Source organism: Paraburkholderia sp. EG304 (assembly GCF_046543485.1).
GTDB lineage: Bacteria > Pseudomonadota > Gammaproteobacteria > Burkholderiales > Burkholderiaceae > Paraburkholderia > Paraburkholderia youngii.
Genome location: NZ_JBKGUA010000080.1, coordinates 1 through 18,193 on the forward strand (window position 1 = coordinate 1; position 18,193 = coordinate 18,193).

The window sequence follows — 18,193 nt, forward strand, 5'->3', positions numbered from 1 at the left end:
CGATCAGGTCGGCATACACCGGCAGATCCAGCGCCTTCTTCACCAGGGTGGGATTGGTCGTGCAGTCGACCGGCTTCAAGCGCTTGATCGCTTCGTAATCGCCGGTATCGGCAACCACCACGGACAGGTCACGCAGCTGGGAGAGTTTTGACAGCGACGCCATCGCACCGACCGCCGCCGTATCCTGGTCGAACACCGGTGCCGCGAACGGCTCCGGGCCAGGCGTGCGGCCGAACACGATCGGCCGGGTGATGCCGCGATAGCTGCCGAGCAGCGGATGCGGCAGCGACGTGATCATCGCCTCGGCGAGCACCTGTGGGTGGTCGAACATATCCTCCACCTGGCGCGCGGCCGCGCAGGGAACCTCTTCACCGAACAAGGCCTCCCACGCCAGTGCACTTCGTGCAGCCAGCGCCGCGTGCAGCTGCGGCAGCAGTACCTCGGCATGCGTGGCACGCTTGCGCACCGTGTCGTAGCGCACGTCAGCGGCCAGCTCCGGCAGCCCGATCCGCTCGCACAGGGCCTGCCAGAAGCGCGGCGTATTGGCCGAGATGTACAGATACCCCTCCGCCGTGGGATGGATGCCGGTGACTCCGCCAGAGCGCATATCGCGACCTACTCCCTCCGGCTCGCCCTCGGCCCAGATCATCCGCGCCGACTGCATCGTCAGCGCACTGCGCAGCAGCGACACCCCGACGAACTGGCCCTCGCCACTGCGCTCGCGCTCGTACAGGGCCGACGACACGCCGGCCGCCACCAGCGCCGCCGCGTAGTAATCGACGACCGAGCCATACAGGATCTCCGGAGCGCCGCCCGTCTTGCCCTGCATCGTGCACATGCCGGTCATGGTCTGCAGCACCTGGTCGTAGCCGGCCTTGTCCTTCAGTGGTCCCTGCTCGCCATAACCGGTGACCGAGCAGTACACCAGGCGCGGGTTGAGCTTGTGCAGGCTGTCAAAATCGATACCCAGGCGCACCGGCACGCTGGGCCGGAAGTTGTGGACCAGTACGTCGGCCTCGCGCACCAGGCGCATCAGCACCGCACGCTGGTCCGGCTGCTTCAGATCCAGCACCACGCCCCGCTTGGACCGGTTCACGCCGAGGAACGCCCGGCTCTCCGCCTCCAGCGTGGACGGATAGCGGCGCAGGTTGTCGCCGACCGGCGGCTCCACCTTGATCACCTCCGCGCCCTGGTCGGCCAGCAGCGTGCAGCCGTAGGGGCCGGCGATGTAGGCGCTCAGGTCCAGCACGCGGATGCCGCTCAACGGCCCGATGGCGCCCTCCCGCTGGGCAATGGCGAATGGAGAACTGGAGATGCTTCCGGTCATGGTCACTACACTCGATACCTTGAGGGAAGTTTCCTCCTGGCCAACGGGAAGAAACAGATCGTATGGGTATGTTCTGCGTGGACAAAAAGCACGCTGCGGCGTCGGCGGCTGCGTGGCCGCCGAACATCGCCATGCCGTCAGTCCGAGGGCGCCAGCGACAGCCAGCTCAGTCGCCAGCTGCCGTGATCGCGGCCACCGCATCGGTAGTAGGGCTCGAACATCAGGGGGCCACGGCAGTCCAGCTGCAGGGTGATCGACGCACCCTCGCCGCCATCCTCACCCACCTGCAGCCACTGCGAGGGCGGCAGGTCAGGCAGTCGTACCGTCTCGTCTGTCTTGTAGCCGTCAATCAGACCGGTGGCATACACCAGCGGCCCGTAGCTCAGCCCCACGTACTCCCAACGTAGTACCTCCTGCGCCACCGGCGCGCCATCCGGCGCACGCGATTCCTGCACGTTGATGTTGGCCGCCCGGTGCAGGCGCGGCTGCATCGGCAGGTACACGCGCATCATGTCGCCGGACTGCCAGGTCCTCCGCACCTGCACGAACCCGTCCGCACCCGCCTCGGCCGCCACGGGCTGCCCGTTGACCTCGATGCGCGCGCCCGTGGTCCAGTCCGGCATCCGCACGCCGATACCGAAGGTGGCGATGCATTCGGGCAGCACGGTGATCGTCACCGTCCCGTCGAAGGGGAATCGGGTCGCCTGCAGCAGGGTCACCGCGCCGGCCTGCGCATGCAGCAACGTGGCCTCGCCCGGCCCGTAGAGGTTGACCCGCAGCCCGCCATCGGCCGCGACCCCATAGGCCACCTGCGGCAGCTCCTCAACCGCCATCGCGCCGCTGGACTTGCAGCAGCGCCAGTACGTGGTGTGTACCCGCCTGCCATTGGGATAGGTGTAATAGCACCAGTCCTCGCCATTGGGGGCCATCGCCGCCAGCAGATCGTTGTAGGCGGTGCGCTCCAGTTCGTCGGCGTAGCGTGCATGGCCGGTAATGGCCAGCAGTTCGCGGTTGAGCTGCATCCACGCCAGCACCGAGCAGGTCTCGACATAGGCCTGCGGGAAGAAGGTGCGCGGCGCGTTGAACACTTCACGCGATCGGTGCGCTACCCCGCCCCACGGCCCGCCGCCCAGCGTGAGGTGCTGCTCGCGGATGTTGTGCCAGAGATGATCGAGGGCCTGGCGATGCTCGTCCTGGCCGGTGGCCTTGTACAGCTTGGCCAGCCCGACCAGGTTCCAGCTGAGCTGGTAGGCCTTGCCCGTGGCGATGAACGCCGCATCCTCGCCGGCCAGCGCCTTGTCCAGCAGCGCCAGCCGCGGATTGGCGTTGGCCTGCGCCAGGATGCGCTCGGCCAGCGCCAGGTAGCGCGGCTCACCCGTGACCAGGTAGAGATCGGCTGCTGGATCCAGCAGCACCGTGGCGGACATGCCGTGATGATTGCCCAGGGTGGTGATGTCGATCCCGGACTCCAGCGCCTGCCAGCACAGGTCCGCGATCCGGCATGCGGCCTGCAGATAGGCCGCATTGCCCAGCGCGCGCCACGTTTCCAGGAAGCCGAGGATCAGGTAGCTGTGGGTCCAGATGTCCCAGGTGCGCAGCGCCGGCTCGCCGTTCCAGGTTTCCGGCTTGGGCGGCTGCGGCACCGTGAAGCGCCGCTCGGCCGCATAGTTGCCAAGATAGCCGTCGTCGTCCTGCTGGCTGATCAACCAGTCGGCGACGCGGCGCAGCGAAGCCTCCAGCCGCGGCTGCCCGCCCTGCGCCACTGCGCGTGCAGTAGCGGACAGCCATTTCCCGGCATGTTCGCCGTACCAGTCGCCCTCATGGTTCTGGTGCTTGTGCGCCTGGCTGAAGATGCTGATCGGCGCGCTGTGCTCATCGACGACGAACGTACTCAGCCGCCCGCTGCGGTTGGCTGCCAAGGCATCGCCCAGCACACCCTGCAAGGTGACCTGCTGCGGCGGGACCAGCGTCATGCCGCGGGCGGCGGGATGCAGACGGCTCATGCCGCATCCACCACGCAACGGAAGCCGACCGTGCCGGAGCGATCCTTGGACGGTCCCATCAGCAGGTACTTGCCGTGCTGGTCCAGTCGGTAGGCCTGCGGGAAGTACCAGTGCGAGGTCTGCGGCTGATAGCTGCTGCCGCCACGCAGTACGGCCGCGCGGGTGTGCGCATCGCTGAATTCATCGGTCCATTGCCACACATTGCCGACCAGGTCCTGCACCCCGAACGGGCTGGCGCCCTGCGGATGTGCATCGACATCGGACGGCGGGGTGAGGCGACGGCCACGATTGACCCGCGGCACGCACGCCGCATCCCACGCGTTGCCCCACGGATACAGTCGCCCGTCCGTGCCCTGCGCGGCGTACTGCCATTCCCACGCGTGCGGCAGCCGCTTGCCGGCCCAGGCGGCGTACGCACGCGCGTCCTCGATCGAGACCCAGGTCACCGGCTTGTTGTCCCACCCCGCACGCGGCGCGCCCTCCTTCCAGTCCGCCAGGAAGTTGTGATCATCGGCCGGCCGGTAGCCGCTCGCATCGAGGAAGCGCTTGAACGACGCGTTGGTGACCGGGTGGCGATCGATATGGAACGATGCCAGCGTCATGCGCCGGCGATGGTGGCGGCGCGCGCAGTCTTCCCACGGGAACTGCACATCCAGGCCGGCCCAGGTGAAACCCTCGATCTCGATGCCGCCCACCTGGAACAGGAACTCGCCGGCCGGGATCGTGACCATGCCGGTCGGCGCCTCGGCCTGCGGGGGCGTGCTGGCGATCGCCAGCAGCTCCTGCGGAGCAGCCTTCCACGCGGCGGAGTAGCTGTTGAGGGGCTGCTGTGCGCGCTCGGCGGTCGCCGCGAGGAAATCGTCCAGACCTTCGACCGCAGTATCCGCAGCCACACTCAGGAGCGCGCCGAAGCCGCGCGCTTCCAGCGGCAGCTCGATGTACGCCGCGCCAGCGATGATACGCGGCGTCAACGCGCACCCATGCCACGCATCGTAGTAGCGCGTGCCGTCCGCGTGCGCCAGCGCGATCTGCTCACCGTCCACGGCGTACTCGTTACGGTTGATCAACGTGTGCAGCACGATGCCCTCGCCCGGGAACCGGCTGGCGAAAATGCCGCCCTGCAGGCAGACCTGGTACGGCTCCCAGTCCATCGAGACCACCAGCTGCGGGAACTGCCGGTACAGCGTGGCGATCCGGCGCAGGGCCTCGCCGTCGCGCGGGGTGAACTGGTTCCAGACGCCCCAGATGTTCTCCCAGGCGTTGTAGCCGATGCCGTTGAAGAAGCAGTACTGCAGGTCGTGATTGCGGTTGCGGCCCCAGCGGTTCTCGTAGTTGACCATGTGGCGGGGCTCCAGCCACTTCCACTTGGAAACGGGCGGCACCGGACCATCCGGCGCCTTCTTGCCCCAGCTCTGCACGTTCCAGATCAGCTGCTCTTCGGAACTGATGGTGGACTCGGGCTGCACCACCACCGGGTTGCCGCGTGCATCGCAGGCATCGAAGAACGCCCGCGGCACACCGTTGAAGGTATCGCCGTTGATTCCATCCGCACCGACCGCCTTGACGATCTCGGCCAGCCCGTCCCAGTGCGTCACGCCTGGGTCGCGGGTGCCGTGGTCCCACGGCTTGGCCGGCAGGAACACTTTGACGCCGCGCTTCTGGAAGGCCTGCACCGCGGTTCTCAATCCCGCCAGGCCGCCGGGCATGTCGTGCGCCAGATCGAACTGGTTGCGGTCATCGATGCCGATGTTCGGGTAGATGTACCAGATCAGCACCGAGTCCAGCCCGCCAAATCGCGCCGTCACATCGTCCAGATAGCGATCGACGGTGTACTGCCCGGTGGCCGCATCGAAGAAGTAACGGTCCTCGACCATCATCTGCGCATGCACGAAGTTGCGCTGCGCCCACTGCAGTTCCGGGCGGCGGTAATTCACATCGGTATAGCCGATCCGGACCAGATGCTCGCGGCGCCAGTCCTTGAGTTCTTCCAGCCAATCACCCGCACTCGCATTGGCATCGATCATCCAGCTGCCGATGTCGGCGAACGGCCATGCCGGCGCCTTGCCCGGGGTCGGCAGGTAGCGCCCGGTGGTCACGTGCGAGAACTTGTACTCGGTGCGGATCGCCTCACGCCCGTAGTCGGCTGCGTCGGTGTCGTAGTCGGGGCTCTGATACGGCGTGGTCATGGGCAAGGCATCCAGCAGGAAACGGAAAGGAGGTACATCAGCGCGCGCACGCTGCCGCCAGCGCGGCATGGGCGTCGGCATCGGGAACGCGCGCGGGGTCTGCAAGCAGCGCCAGCACTTCGGCGCGGTTGGGAATGCTCGACTGCGCACCCAGGCGGGTGCAGGCCAGCGCGGAGGCTGCGGTGGCGGCAAGCAACGCATCGGCCATCGGTTCATGGTCGGCCAGCGCAGCGACCAGCGCGCCACAGAAGGTGTCGCCGGCCGCCGTGGTGTCGATCGGATCGATGCGGAACCCGGGTTGCAGCAGCACCGTGTCGTTCACCCGCGCCAGACAGCCGCGCGCGCCCAGGGTCACGATCACGCAGGGCACCGGCACGCGCGCCACACCCGTGGCCAGGTCCGGAGGATGTCCGGCCACCACGTCGAGCTCCCCCTCATTGACGATCAGCACATCCAGCAGTGCGAGCAGCGCGTCGGGCAGTGCCTGCGCCGGTGCTGCGTTGAGGGCGACCTTGAGCCCGGCCAGGCGGGCGCGGCGCGCATACGCGGTGACGGTGGGCAGCGGGGTTTCCAGCTGCAGCAGCAGCCAGTCGACGCCGTCCAGCGCGGGCAGGTGTTCCTCGCCCAGGGCCAGGTTGGCACCGGGTGCGACCGTGATCGCGTTCTCGGCACTGTCGGCCAGGCAGATGAAGGCGGTGCCGGTCGGCAGTGCAGGGTCGCGCACGATCGACAGGTCCACGCCGGCGTCCCGCAGCGACGCTTCGATCGGCATGGCGAAATCATCCTCGCCCAGGGCCAGCAGCATCCGGGTCGTCGCACCGCCGGCACGCGCGCAGGCCACGGCCTGGTTGGCGCCCTTGCCTCCCGGGAAGGTGCTGAAGCCATGGCCAAGCACGGTCTCACCCGGCGCCGGCACATGCGCGGCGCGCACGACGAAATCGAGATTGGCCGAGCCGGCGACGAGAACGGTGGAACGTGCCGCACTACTCATGGGTCTATGGCCTCATCAACGCGGTTGTAGAACATCGTACTGATGCGCGGCAGGTCGTCGTTGCCGCCGGGCAGATGCTGCAGCAGCAGGATGGCGACCAACCGGCGCGCCGGGTCGATCGTGTAGTAGGTCGAGGCCGCGCCCGACCAGCCGAACGCACCCACCGATGCGGTGCGTCCTTTCATGGCGGGGTCCAGCAGCACCGAACCGCCCAGGCCGAACCCCTCGGCATCGCTGAACTCGGTCACCGGCCTGGACAAGGCGGTATGCACCAGCTGGTTCTGCATCATCAGGGCCACGGTGGCGGGACGAAGCAGGGGCGTGTCGCCATGGCGCCCGCCATCGAGCAGCATCTGCGCGAACCGGCCATAGTCGCCGGCCGTGGAGTACAGCCCGCCGGCCCCGCTCGGATACGGCCGCAGCGGGCTGCCGGGTTCCCGCGCGTGCACCTCATCGGCAAGCACCAGGTCACCGTGCTCGCCCATGGTGGTCAGCTCGACCACCCGCGCGCGATCGCGCGCTGGTACCACGAAGCCGGTATCGGCCATCGCCAGTGGACGGAAGATGCGTTGTTGCAGGAACTGCTCGAATGGCAGCCCGCCCACCACCTCCACCAATCGCGACAGAACCTCGATGGAGGTGCTGTCGTAGCGGAAGCGCGTGCCCGGCTCGGTCGCGAGTGGAACGCGGGCCAACCGGGCGGTGTAATCGGCCAGGCTGTCCGCAGCCTGCACCTGCTGGCGTTCCAGCAGCGCGGTGACGGCCTCGAACCCCTCGCCGCCCGCAGCGAAACCGGCGGTGTGGGTGAGCAGATGGCGGACGGTCAGCATCTGCGTCGCCGGCCGCAGCTGCGGCGCCGCGGCGGTGCCCCCGGCGAAGACCTGCAGGTGTGAGAACTCGGGGAGGTGGCGCGCCACCGGATCATCCAGATCCAGCCGCCCCTCCTCCACCAGCATCATGGCGGCCACCGAGGCCACCGTCTTGGTCATCGAATAGATGCGGAAAATGCTGTCGGTTCGCATCGGCCCGGCATGGGCCAGGTCCTGCCAGCCGTAGGCACCGTCATGCACGATGCGGCCGTCATGGATCACCAGCGCGACCGCGCCGGTATAGCCCTGGCGGCCGGTCGATTCGTGCAGGAAGGCATCAACCACCGGCAATCCCGGCGGTGCAGCCGGCGGCTCCGGCAACGACGCCGCGGCCTGCCCGACGATCAGCATCAGCAACGCGAGCATGGCCAGGCATGCTCGTGGGCGGCAATGACGGGCGTGGGCCGGTCCGTGCGATGGCCAGTACATCCGCTCTCCTGCTGTCAGTGGCGGTAACGTCGCGACAGGGTAAGGCAAGTAAAACGGACCGGCGCTGCAGTGTTCCGCAGCGCCGGCCCGCGATGACGGTCAGAACGTGAAGGTGTGGGTCAGCGACACCATGCGGCCCCGGCCGGAGAAGAAGTTCTGCCAGCCCGGCAGCTGCGACCAGGTCAGCACGTACTGCTTGTCCAGCAGGTTCTCGATGCCCAGCGACAGCTTGCCGTAGGTCCCGGTGTCGTAGTTCATGCTGAGGTCCCACAGCGCGTAGCCGTAGGTATCCTCTTCGTTGAGATAGACCGCGCCGTTGGACGGATTGACGAAGGTTTCGCGCAGGTCGCGGCTGAAGGTACGGCTCACGCCCAGCGTCGCATCGAAACGATCATTCGGCGTCCAGGTCAGCGAGGCGTTGACCTTGTCCGGCGAGATGTCGAGGATGCCCATCTCCTTGTTCAGGCCCGAGCCCTCGTAGTACTGGGTCTGGCCGCGGATCCGCGAGTACAGCAGCGTCGCCGTCCACTGGTCGTTGAAGGTCCAGGCGCTGTTCAATTCCACACCTTCGATCCGGGTCGGTGCGCGGGTGAGGATGAAGTCCTCGGTGACCTTGTCCACCGTCAGCGATGAGCCGAACTCGGAGGTCGAGCGGTACCCCGAAATCCCGACCTGTGCCTGCTCGCCGCGCCAGTTGAAGCCCACTTCCTTGTTCTTGGTGATCAGTGGCTGCAGATCGGCGATACACGCCACCGCCTTGCACGGGCTGTTGGCCTGGATGTTGCGCAGCGGGATGCCCACGTTGGCGATACCGAAGCCTTCCGAATACGAGGCGAACACCGACCACGCAGCGGTGATGCGCCAGATCGCGCCGAAGTTGGGCAGGTTGGCCTTGTAGTCGAGCTTGCCGCCCTGCACCGGGGTGAAGTCGCGGTAGGCGGTGGTGGTATAGCTGTCGATCTCCAGCTGGCCGTCTTCGCGGCGGATGCCCGCATCCAGCGTCACCGGACCGATGTCCCAGCTCAGCTGCGCGTACGGCGCCAGGCTGGTGTACTTCATCGGCGGTACCCAGACCCGGTCGGTCAACGCCAAGCGCTGCTCGGCCGTGTCTTCCACCAGGTCCAGGCCGGTGCGCAGGCGCAGACCCTCCACTGCGAACAGGCCGCTGTAGGCATAGGCCGCACGCAGACCCTTTTTCTCGGAGTTGATCTCCGACTGGTCCCAGATGCGCTGGTCTTCCGGCGGGGCCGGCTTGACCAGTTGGCGGTCTGCACCATTTTCCGGCACATAACGCATCGCCTGCTTTGCCCAGTACAGATCCACGCTCAGGTCACCGCCGAAGAAGTCGGCATGGGTGTACTTGGCGGCGAACTGTTCGAAATCGTTGAACTCGGCCAGCGAGCCGGCGATCGAGCCCTTCTCGGCGGTATTGGTGCTCGGCACCGGGCACTCCACGGCGTCGTAACGGCAGCCTTCGACCGGGATGTAGTTGTGCTTCCCACCGATATGGAAGTTGCTGTAGCTGGCCTGGATGCGCTGCATCTGGCCCTCGCCGAAGTTGTAGCCGCCCTTGAGGAACAGGTTCTTGCTGTAGGAGTCGGACAGCGAGCCGGAGGTATTCAAGCCAACCCGGCGGCCGTCGCCGTCGTAAGCGATGCCGCGGTCGATGTAAGCGCCGCTGATCAGGAAGTCGGCGGCATCGCCCTTGAAGGTGTGGGTGATGCCGATCTTGGACTGCCCGCTGTCGTCCTTGAACTGGGTGCCATAGCGCGTGCTCACCGTGGTCTGGTGACCGTCCACTTCCGCGTTCTTGGAGAGATAGTTGATGACGCCACCGGCGCCACCGATGCCCTCGGCGGCCGACGGGCCGTTGATGACCTCGATGCGGCCGATCACGCCCATGTCGGTGAACGTGCCATTGCGGCTGCCTTCGCGCAGCGGAGAGCCCTGCGGTACGCCGTCGAACAGACGCAGCGCCACGCGGCCGCGGAGGGTTTCGCCGCTGTTGCTCATCGCCTGCGAGGACTCCGAATAACCCGGCACCATGCGCGCCAGCACCGCCGTCGCGTCTTCGGTCAGGTTGAGGGTGCGCTGCACCTGCTCCTGATTGACCACCGTCACTGCACCGGGGACCTTCTCGATCGAGATCGGGGTCCGGCTGCCGGTCACGATCACCTGGTCCAGATCGGTCGGCGTCGTGCTCTGCGCCATGGCAGGGCTGATGGCACAGGCGAACAGTGCAGTGCTGATGGCCGCGGAAAGTGGCTTGATCATTCGTTTCTCCCCCCCGATATGGAAATGCGGGACAGCCGGCCGGGGAGCCGTCGCCACCGATGACGCGCATGGGCTTTCGCCCCTCCGCCGGTCGATGCGGTTCCCTTGCGGGTCTCCACGTCCTGTCCGGCAACGAGGCGAGAGCCTAGGCGCGGCTCCACGGCGATAGAACTGCGGTCAGGTATGTTCAAAGCCTAGGATTTGTTTCGCCTCGCGCCGCGCACCACGCGAGCACCCGTGGTGTCAGCGTTGCGGCTCGGTCAACGCGACTCGCGCTTCTTCCAGAAGCACGTTCACCAGGCGGATGCGCACCGACGAACGCGACCAGACCACCCCGATCCGGCGTGGTTCGCTGCACTGCGGCAAGGGAATGCGCACGACATTCAAGCCTTCCGGCCATGGCTTGGCCCAGTCCGGCACCAGCGATACGCCGAGCCCACGGTCGACCATCACCGCGATGGCGTTCAGCGCGTTGAGCTCGAACCGTTCGCGCGGCACGATGCCGGCCTGCCGCAGATAGTCATCGGCAAGCCGCCCGCCCCATTCGTGGCGGTCATAGCGGATCAGTGGTTGCTCGCGCAGCAGCTCGTGCGGATCGCGGCTGCCCAGATGGGCCGGTGCCAGCACCACCAGCGGTTCCTCGCGGAGCTGCTGCCACTTGCAGGTCTTGGGCAGCGCGAACGGTGCCTGCAGCACCATCGCCGCGTCCAGATCGCCCGCCTCCACGGCCCGGTACAGATCGGCCGAGTAGCCCGGCTTGATGAAGACGTTGATCTGCGGGAAGGTCGCCACCATCCGCGACAGGATGTCCGGGAGCAGGCCCGCCAGTGCGGTCGGGCACGCACCCAGCCGCAGCTCGCCGGCGATGTCGTTCTCGTTGGCCACGCTGCGCAGGTCGGCCACCTGGCGCAACAGGTCGCGCGCCCGTTGCAGGATGCGCGCGCCGTCCTCGGTGACGCTGACCGTTCGCCCGGCGCGGGCGATCAGCGGTGCGCCCAGCTCGCGTTCCAGCGTCCGGATCTGCTGGGCGACCGCCGCCGGGGTGATATGCAGCGAGCGGGCCGCGGCGGCCATGGAGCCGCGGTCCACCACTGTGACGAACGTACTCAGGAACTGGGTTTCCACGGTTTACCTCTCAGCGCGTCAGCAACCTACACGAGCCACCGGCGTAATGCGATTGGACCAATGGCCCGTGCGCCGGCGCCTCAACGGTGCTGGTCATGGGGCTGCCGCTTCGGCCGGGGTATCGCTGTAGATGGTCAGCCCCTTCAGCGAGCGGGTCGGTGCCGGGAAGAACAGGCTGGCCACGTAGCCGATCACGATGCACAGCAGGATGGAGATCGCCAGGTAGAAGTACGGGTGCACCAGGTCCATGCTCCAGCAGACCAGGGTGATCAGCACCGACCCGGCCACGCCGATCGCCACGCCCGGCGCATTGGCGCGGCGGGTGAACATGCCCAGCGTGTAGGCACCGGCGAAGCCGCCGCCGAGCAGCCCGGCCAGTTCGATGGAAACATCGAACAGCGAGTGGATGTCGTAACGGCTCATCACCAGTGCGATGCCGATGCCGATCAGCCCTACGCCCACGCCGGACCATTCGGCCACGCGCACGGCGGTCTTTTCATTCGGGTTCTTGACCAGCTTCTGGTAGAAATCGACGGAAACCAGGGTGGAGATCGAGTTGATGATGCTCGACAGGGTCGACATCGCCGCGGCGAAGATGCCGGCGATGATCAACCCGGTCACACCGGCTGGCAGCTCGGCGGCGATGAACAGCGGGAAGGTCGCATCGATCGGCAGCAGCGGATTCAGGCGCTCCGGGTTGTTGCGGTAGTACATCCACAGCGCCGTGCCGATGCCGTAGAACACGAAGCCGCCGGGAATCATGATGGCGGCGAAGGCCCAGATCGATCGCCCGGCTTCCTTGTCCGAGCGCGTGGACAAGGTGCGCTGCATCAGCACCTGGTCCTTCGGGAAGGTCAATACCACATCGAACACGACCAGGAAGATGAAGCCCCACACCGTGGCCTTGGTCAGGTCGAAGCTGAAATCGAACAGCCTGGTCTTGTCTTCCGCCGCGGCCGCACTGAGCAGCTGCGGCATGTCGCCACCGGTCTGGAGGAAGATGAAGCCGATCGCGAACAAGGCGCCGCCGAACATCACGATCACCTGCACCACGTCGGTCCAGATCACCGCCTTGGAGCCGCCCACGGTGGAGTAGATGATGGTGAACACGCCCATCAGCATGATCGACCAGACCACATCCACACCAGTGATCGTGGAGATCGCCAGCGCCGGCAGGAACAGGATCACGCTCATGCGGCTGCCGATCTGCATCACGATGCACAGTGCGCTGGACAGCATGCGGATCGCCGGATGGAAGCGGGTTTCCAGATAGGAGAACACGCTCATCAGGTCCAGCCGGCGCAGCAGCGGCACGATCCAGACCGCCACGAACATCAGGCCGACGACCGCGATCAGGTTGTTGGTCAGGTACTGCCAGTTGGTATCGAAGGCCTTGGCCGGGATGGCGATGAAGCTGATCGAGCTGGTGTTGGTGGCATACAGGCTGATGCCGGCCGCCCAGAACGGAATCGAGCGCCCGCCGACGAAGAAGTCCGCCGTGGAAGCGTTCTGATCTTTGAGGTAGAAGTAGAAGCCCATGCCGAGCATGGCCAGCAGGTAGATGCCGATCACCGTCCAGTCCAGCCAGCGCAGCAGGTGCTTGCCGCCCTGCATTTCGGCGTACTGGAGCTGGCTTCCGGTGGCGCCAGCGGTTGCCCAGGCCAGTCCGTTGCCCCAGGCCGTGACGGCCTGCGGATCGGCCGCGACGGGGGTCTCCAGCGTCGTCCATGCGTCGGTGATGGTGTGGAACGTGCGCGCGTGGGTCACTCCGCTGCCGTCCTTCACCAGCATCAGCAGGTGCGCCTGGCCCAGCGCGCGAATCGAGCCGGCCACGATCGTGCCGTCCGGCGACGCGACCTGCTGCCAGCTGGCGTCCGCGTTGCGGCGCCACAGCTGGTCGCTGCCCGCGCCGGTACGCAGGCCCAGGTACAGCGCGCCTTTCTGCGCCTGCAATGCGCTGGCAACCCCCTGTTGCGGCAGGTCCTCCAGATGCTGCCAGGCGGCAGTGCCTGCCGCCGCGGTGCGGCGGTAGAGCTGGGCGCTGCCAGCCGCATCGGTGCCCACCAGATATAGCGCGTCACCGAGGGTCGCTGCCTGCGCGTGGCGCAGCGGCTCGGGCAGCGCAATGACCGCGCCGAAAACCAGCGCGCCGTTGTTCAGGACCACCGGCTGCAGGCGGTCGCCGAGCAGATCCAGGCCCTGCAACAGATAAGTGCGCCCGGCCGCGCTGACGCTGCCCTCAAGCCCGTCGAGCTGCCCGGCGGCCGGCGCAGATAACGCATCCCACGCCTTGTTGTCCGCGCGCAGCTCCCAGGCACCGTCATGGCTGAGTGCCACCAGACGCCCGTCCACGTGTACCAGCCCGCCTGGCGCAATCTGCGCCGGCAGTGCCGGCAGGTTGCCGGTCGCCACCGTGGTCAGGCTCTCGGCAGCCACGGCGCCACTGCCGGCAAGCAGGGCAGCCGCGGCAACAAGCCGCACGCTGCGCACGCAGCGCCGGAGCACGGTGGAAAGGAACGCGGACGGTGCAGGCTTGTGCATGAAATTACCCGGTAAAAGTGCGGCAACGCCGAAGCCGGCAAAAGCGCAGGTAAAAGACAGTGGTCGATGCATCCCGATACCGCAATCAGGCAAGCGGGGGAGAGGACGCGGCAAGCAGGGCTTGAGCACGGCGCAGGTACGGCAGGTCGATCATCCGGCCTTCAAACAGGAACGCGCCGTGCCCCTGCTCTTCGGCACCGGCGGCGGCGGCAACAATCCGCTGCGCCTCTTCGAGCATCGCTGGCGGCACGCTGAAGGTGGCATTGGCCAGGCCAACCTGGCGCGGGTGGATGCAACTTTTTCCGATGAAGCCCAACTGCCGGGCCATCTGCGCCTCGGCCAGGAAGCCGTCGCTGTCAGCCACGTCCGGAAATGCGCCGTCGCAGGCGAACACCTGGGCTTCGGCGGCGGCCAACCGCAGCGCGAACAGCGTGAAATGCACATTGCTCGGCGCACGGTCGATCCCGTTGGGCGAAAACAGGTCGCCCAGCCCCAGCTGCAATCCGGCCACGCGCGGGTGCGCGCCGGCCAGTTCGGCGGCGATGCGCAGGGCCTTGGGGGTTTCGATGTTGATCAGCAGACCGATCGGGCGCGTCACGCCATTGCGCCGCTCAGCCTGTTCCAGCCGGACGATGGCCGCCAGCAGCTGAGCCACCGATTCAATCTTGGGCAGATTGAGCAGGTCCACGCCGGGGAGCGCCGTCGCATCCAGGTCCGCGCCAAAATGGGCGCTGTCGGTACCGTTGCTGCGCACGATCAACTGCTTGCCACCGGGGCGGCCCTGCACGCGGCGCAGGAAGCCGGCGATCTGGTCACGGGCCTGGGCCTTGCCGGCCTCGGGCACCGAATCTTCCAGGTCGAAAGAGAGCGCATCGGCCTCGCCGGCCATGGCCTTGTCGAACAGTTCCGGCCGGGCGCCGGGGACGAACAGCTTGCTACGCATGGTTTTCCCTCATCAACCCGCGCAGTCTGCAGAATTGAAAGCCCTTTAAAAGTGCGGTCCCGGACATTCATTGGATAGCATTTGTTTCGACCGCCCACTGCGCTGCAGTGCACCACGAGCAGAAGAGCGTCGGACAGCACCGTGTTGCCCGCACAATCGATTGCTGGAACCTGCCGTCGTGACCGCCCACGTCACGTCTTGGAGGTCCCCCATCAAACGCGCCACGAGGACTGCTGCCGATGTATGAACCCACCCTGCCGTCGACAACCACCGTCTGGTCCACGCAGCACCTGGACGCGCGGAGCTGGGCATGACCGGCCCAACCCTGGTGCTGGACGGAAGCGCCATCCACGACATCGCCGGCTTCTACGCCGAGATCAATCGTGTATTCATGGCCTGCGAGGACTGGCACCTGGCCCCAAGCCTGGATGCGCTGGATGATCTGCTCTACGGTGGCTACGGCGCACTGGCAGGACACCCATCGGCCACCGTGCACTGGACGCACATCGCACACAGCCGCGCCGCGCTCGGGGTGGCAGCCACCCGCGCCTGGCTGCAGGAAAAGCAGATGCGGCCCGGCATGTTCAATGCCGCGAGAATCGACACCCAGCTGGAGGCGCTGGAACGCGGTACCGGCCAGACCTACTTTGACATCATCATGGACGTGTTCGCGGCCCACCCCAACCTGCACCTGTGCATGGACTGAGCGGCGCCGCGGCGCGCCCGCGCCGCTTGCGCCCGACACCCTTCGCCCTGCCCGCCCCCCTCCCCTACAATGGCCGACCAGGCGGCCTTCCGGGCTGCCCCCGACTGTGATGGACCCCGCGTGACAGAGAAGCAGCCCGAACACACCCCGCTGATGAAGCAGTTCTTCGCCGCCAAGTCCGACTACCCGGACCTGCTGCTCTTCTTCCGGATGGGCGACTTCTACGAGCTGTTCTACGACGATGCCCGCAAGGCGGCGCGGCTGCTGGACATCACCCTGACCCAGCGCGGCAGTTCCGGCGGCGCGCCGATCCCGATGGCCGGCGTGCCGGTGCACGCGTATGAAGGGTACCTGGCGCGGCTGGTCGCCTTGGGCGAGTCGGTGGCGATCTGCGAACAGATCGGCGACCCGGCGCTGGCCAAGGGCCTGGTGGAACGCAAGGTGGTGCGCATCGTCACCCCCGGCACCGTCACCGATGAGGCGCTGCTGGACGAGCGCCGCGATACGCTGCTGATGGCGCTCTCGCGCGGCAAGCACGGCTATGGCCTGGCGTGGGCCGATCTGGCCGGCGGCCGGTTCCTGGTCAACGAAGTCGATTCGGACGATGCGCTGGAGGCCGAGCTGGCCCGCCTGGAGCCAGCCGAGCTGCTGGTGCCCGATGAAGAAAACTGGCCCGCCTTCCTGCAGTACCGCAATGGCATCCGCCGTCGCGCGCCGTGGCTGTTCGATGCCGACAGCGGCCGCCGGCAACTGCTGAACTTCTTCAAGCTGCACGACCTGACCGGCTTCGGGATCGACGACAAGCCACGCGCCACCGCGGCCGCCGGCGCCCTGCTCGGCTATGTCGAAGAGACGCAGAAACAGCGGCTGCCGCACCTGACCGCGATCGCCACCGAAACCGCGAGCGAAGCCATCGCCATGAACGCGGCCACGCGCCGCCATCTGGAACTGGACACGCGCGTCGATGGCGATACCCGCAACACCCTGCTCGGCGTGCTTGATACCACGGTGACGCCGATGGGCGGTCGCCTGCTGCGGCGCTGGCTGCACCGCCCGCTGCGCCTGCGCGAGGTACTCGTGCATCGCCACGATGCGGTCGCCACGCTGATCGATCGCGGCGCCGAAGGCGACGTGCGCGATGCTTTCCGTGCCCTGGGGGACCTGGAACGCATCCTCACCCGCGTGGCCCTGCGTTCGGCGCGGCCGCGCGATTTCTCCACGCTGCGCGATGGCCTGGGCTTGTTGCCCGCGGTGCGTGCGGTCCTGGCGCCGCTGGATTCGCCGCGCCTGGTCGCGCTGCACGATGCACTGGGCTCGCATGACGAGTGCGCGCAGCTGCTGGCCAGCGCGATCGCGCCGACGCCGCCGCTGAAGCTCAGCGATGGCGGTGTCATCGCCGAAGGCTACGACGCCGAGCTGGACGAACTGCGTCGGCTCTCCACGCATGCCGATCAGTTCCTGATCGACCTTGAACAACGCGAGCGCATCAGCAGCGGCATCGCCACGCTGAAGGTCGGCTACAACCGCGTGCACGGTTATTACATCGAGATCAGCAAGGGCCAGTCCGAGAAGGCGCCGGTGCATTACACGCGCCGCCAGACGCTGACCAATGCCGAGCGCTACATCACCGAAGAACTGAAGTCGTTCGAAGACAAGGTGCTGTCCGCGCGCGAACGCTCGCTGACCCGCGAGAAGTTCCTGTACGAGCAGCTGCTCGACATCCTCGCCAGCGGGCTGGAGCCGCTCAAGCAGTGCGCCGCCGCCCTGAGCGAACTGGACGTGCTGGCCGGCTTCGCCGAGCGCGCGCAGGCACTGGACTGGGCGCGCCCGGAACTGGAGACCGCGCCCTGCCTGAAGATCGAGCGCGGGCGTCATCCGGTGGTCGAAGCGGTGCGCGAGCAGCCCTTCGAACCGAACGACCTGGACCTGCATCCGGACCGTCGCATGCTGGTGATCACCGGCCCGAACATGGGCGGTAAATCGACCTACATGCGACAGAACGCACTGATCGTGCTGTTGGCCCACATCGGCAGCTTCGTGCCGGCCCGCCGCGCCGTGATCGGCCCGATCGACCGCATCCTGACCCGCATCGGCGCCGGCGACGATCTGGCCCGCGGGCAGTCGACCTTCATGGTCGAGATGGCCGAGACCAGCTACATCCTGCACCATGCCAGCGCGCAGTCGCTGGTGCTGATGGACGAAATCGGCCGCGGCACCTCGACCTACGACGGACTGGCCCTGGCCGACGCCGTCGCACGGCATCTGGCCTACCAGAACCGCTGCTACACACTGTTCGCCACCCATTACTTCGAGCTGACCGCACTGGCCGACGAACAGCACGAAGGCGGTGCCAGCGGCATCGCCAACGTGCACCTGGATGCGGTGGAGCATGGCGACGCCCTGGTGTTCATGCACGCGGTGAAGGACGGTCCGGCCAACCGCAGCTTCGGCCTGCAGGTGGCCGCGCTGGCCGGCCTGCCGAAGTCGACCGTGGCCCAGGCGCGACGTCGCCTGGCCGAGCTGGAACAGCGCAGCCACGAGACCCAGTCCGCCGTGGTCGCCGCGCAGGCGCTGGATGCACCGCAGCAGTTCGGGCTGTTCAACGCGCCCAATACCGCCGCGCAGGACGCGCTGGCCGCGATCGATCCGGACGAGCTGACCCCGAAGCAGGCACTGGAAGCGCTGTACCGGTTGAAGACGCTGCTCTGACCGAGCGTCCGGGCTGGCCACGACCAACGCTCGTGGCCTACCACGCAACGGTCGTGGCCTACCGCCACAAGACGGTAGTGCCGGCCCCGG

The 18,193-nt window shown here is 67.2% G+C and carries 10 protein-coding genes and 1 pseudogene; 2 read left to right on the plus strand and 9 right to left on the minus strand.

Features of this window, described 5'->3' with window-relative positions; translation table 11 throughout:
- Positions 1-157: 157 nt before the first annotated feature.
- The 9 genes and pseudogenes from ACLFKU_RS39410 to ACLFKU_RS39450 form a co-directional block, all read right to left on the minus strand.
- Positions 158-1,327, minus strand: a pseudogene (locus tag ACLFKU_RS39410) (CaiB/BaiF CoA transferase family protein); the annotation flags it as partial.
- A 137-nt stretch (positions 1,328-1,464) separates the two neighbouring features.
- Complete coding sequence (locus ACLFKU_RS39415; RefSeq protein WP_410852811.1) at positions 1,465-3,330, minus strand: glycoside hydrolase family 127 protein; 1,866 nt, start codon at positions 3,328-3,330, stop codon at positions 1,465-1,467.
- Positions 3,327-5,516 (minus strand): formylglycine-generating enzyme family protein, encoded by a 2,190-nt coding sequence (locus ACLFKU_RS39420; protein ID WP_410852812.1) that lies wholly within the window; start codon positions 5,514-5,516, stop codon positions 3,327-3,329. Before ACLFKU_RS39420 ends, ACLFKU_RS39415 begins: the two co-directional genes overlap by 4 nt.
- A 37-nt stretch (positions 5,517-5,553) precedes the next feature.
- The gene (locus ACLFKU_RS39425) at positions 5,554-6,507 is read right to left on the minus strand and encodes a ribokinase (protein WP_410852813.1); all 954 of its coding nucleotides are present in this window, start codon (positions 6,505-6,507) and stop codon (positions 5,554-5,556) included.
- Positions 6,504-7,742, minus strand: coding sequence for a serine hydrolase domain-containing protein (locus tag ACLFKU_RS39430; protein WP_410852814.1), 1,239 nt, complete (start codon positions 7,740-7,742; stop codon positions 6,504-6,506). The genes ACLFKU_RS39425 and ACLFKU_RS39430 overlap by 4 nt, the downstream gene beginning before the upstream one ends.
- Positions 7,743-7,904: 162 nt before the next feature.
- Positions 7,905-10,079, minus strand: coding sequence for a TonB-dependent receptor (locus ACLFKU_RS39435; protein ID WP_410852815.1), 2,175 nt, complete (start codon positions 10,077-10,079; stop codon positions 7,905-7,907).
- Between the two features lie 243 nt (positions 10,080-10,322).
- On the minus strand, positions 10,323-11,204 hold the full coding sequence (locus tag ACLFKU_RS39440) for a LysR substrate-binding domain-containing protein (protein WP_179459446.1): 882 nt from the start codon (positions 11,202-11,204) through the stop codon (positions 10,323-10,325).
- Positions 11,205-11,297: 93 nt separating this feature from the next.
- Positions 11,298-13,817, minus strand: a complete 2,520-nt coding sequence (locus tag ACLFKU_RS39445) for a sodium:solute symporter family transporter (RefSeq protein ID WP_410852816.1) — start codon at positions 13,815-13,817, stop codon at positions 11,298-11,300.
- A gap of 13 nt (positions 13,818-13,830) precedes the next feature.
- Complete coding sequence (locus ACLFKU_RS39450; protein ID WP_410852817.1) at positions 13,831-14,688, minus strand: HpcH/HpaI aldolase/citrate lyase family protein; 858 nt, start codon at positions 14,686-14,688, stop codon at positions 13,831-13,833.
- A 310-nt stretch (positions 14,689-14,998) separates the two neighbouring features.
- On the opposite strand from ACLFKU_RS39450, the gene ACLFKU_RS39455 reads away from it, so the two are divergent.
- Complete coding sequence (locus tag ACLFKU_RS39455) at positions 14,999-15,394, plus strand: hypothetical protein (RefSeq protein ID WP_410852818.1); 396 nt, start codon at positions 14,999-15,001, stop codon at positions 15,392-15,394.
- Positions 15,395-15,547: 153 nt separating this feature from the next.
- Entirely contained in the window at positions 15,548-18,103 is a 2,556-nt protein-coding gene (mutS, locus tag ACLFKU_RS39460; protein ID WP_410852819.1) for a DNA mismatch repair protein MutS, read from the plus strand.
- The last annotated feature ends 90 nt before the right edge of the window (positions 18,104-18,193 follow it).

Bases quoted from the DNA above. Each gene is read 5' to 3' on its own strand.
- ACLFKU_RS39430 (WP_410852814.1), bottom strand. From the start codon at position 7,742: ATGCTCGCGTTGCTGATGCTGATCGTCGGGCAGGCCGCGGCGTCGTTG.
- ACLFKU_RS39415 (WP_410852811.1), bottom strand. From the start codon at position 3,330: ATGAGCCGTCTGCATCCCGCCGCCCGCGGCATGACGCTGGTCCCGCCG.
- ACLFKU_RS39435 (WP_410852815.1), bottom strand. From the start codon at position 10,079: ATGATCAAGCCACTTTCCGCGGCCATCAGCACTGCACTGTTCGCCTGT.
- ACLFKU_RS39445 (WP_410852816.1), bottom strand. From the start codon at position 13,817: ATGCATCGACCACTGTCTTTTACCTGCGCTTTTGCCGGCTTCGGCGTT.
- ACLFKU_RS39425 (WP_410852813.1), bottom strand. From the start codon at position 6,507: ATGAGTAGTGCGGCACGTTCCACCGTTCTCGTCGCCGGCTCGGCCAAT.
- ACLFKU_RS39455 (WP_410852818.1), top strand. From the start codon at position 14,999: ATGACCGGCCCAACCCTGGTGCTGGACGGAAGCGCCATCCACGACATC.
- ACLFKU_RS39450 (WP_410852817.1), bottom strand. From the start codon at position 14,688: ATGCGTAGCAAGCTGTTCGTCCCCGGCGCCCGGCCGGAACTGTTCGAC.
- ACLFKU_RS39420 (WP_410852812.1), bottom strand. From the start codon at position 5,516: ATGACCACGCCGTATCAGAGCCCCGACTACGACACCGACGCAGCCGAC.
- mutS (WP_410852819.1), top strand. From the start codon at position 15,548: ATGAAGCAGTTCTTCGCCGCCAAGTCCGACTACCCGGACCTGCTGCTC.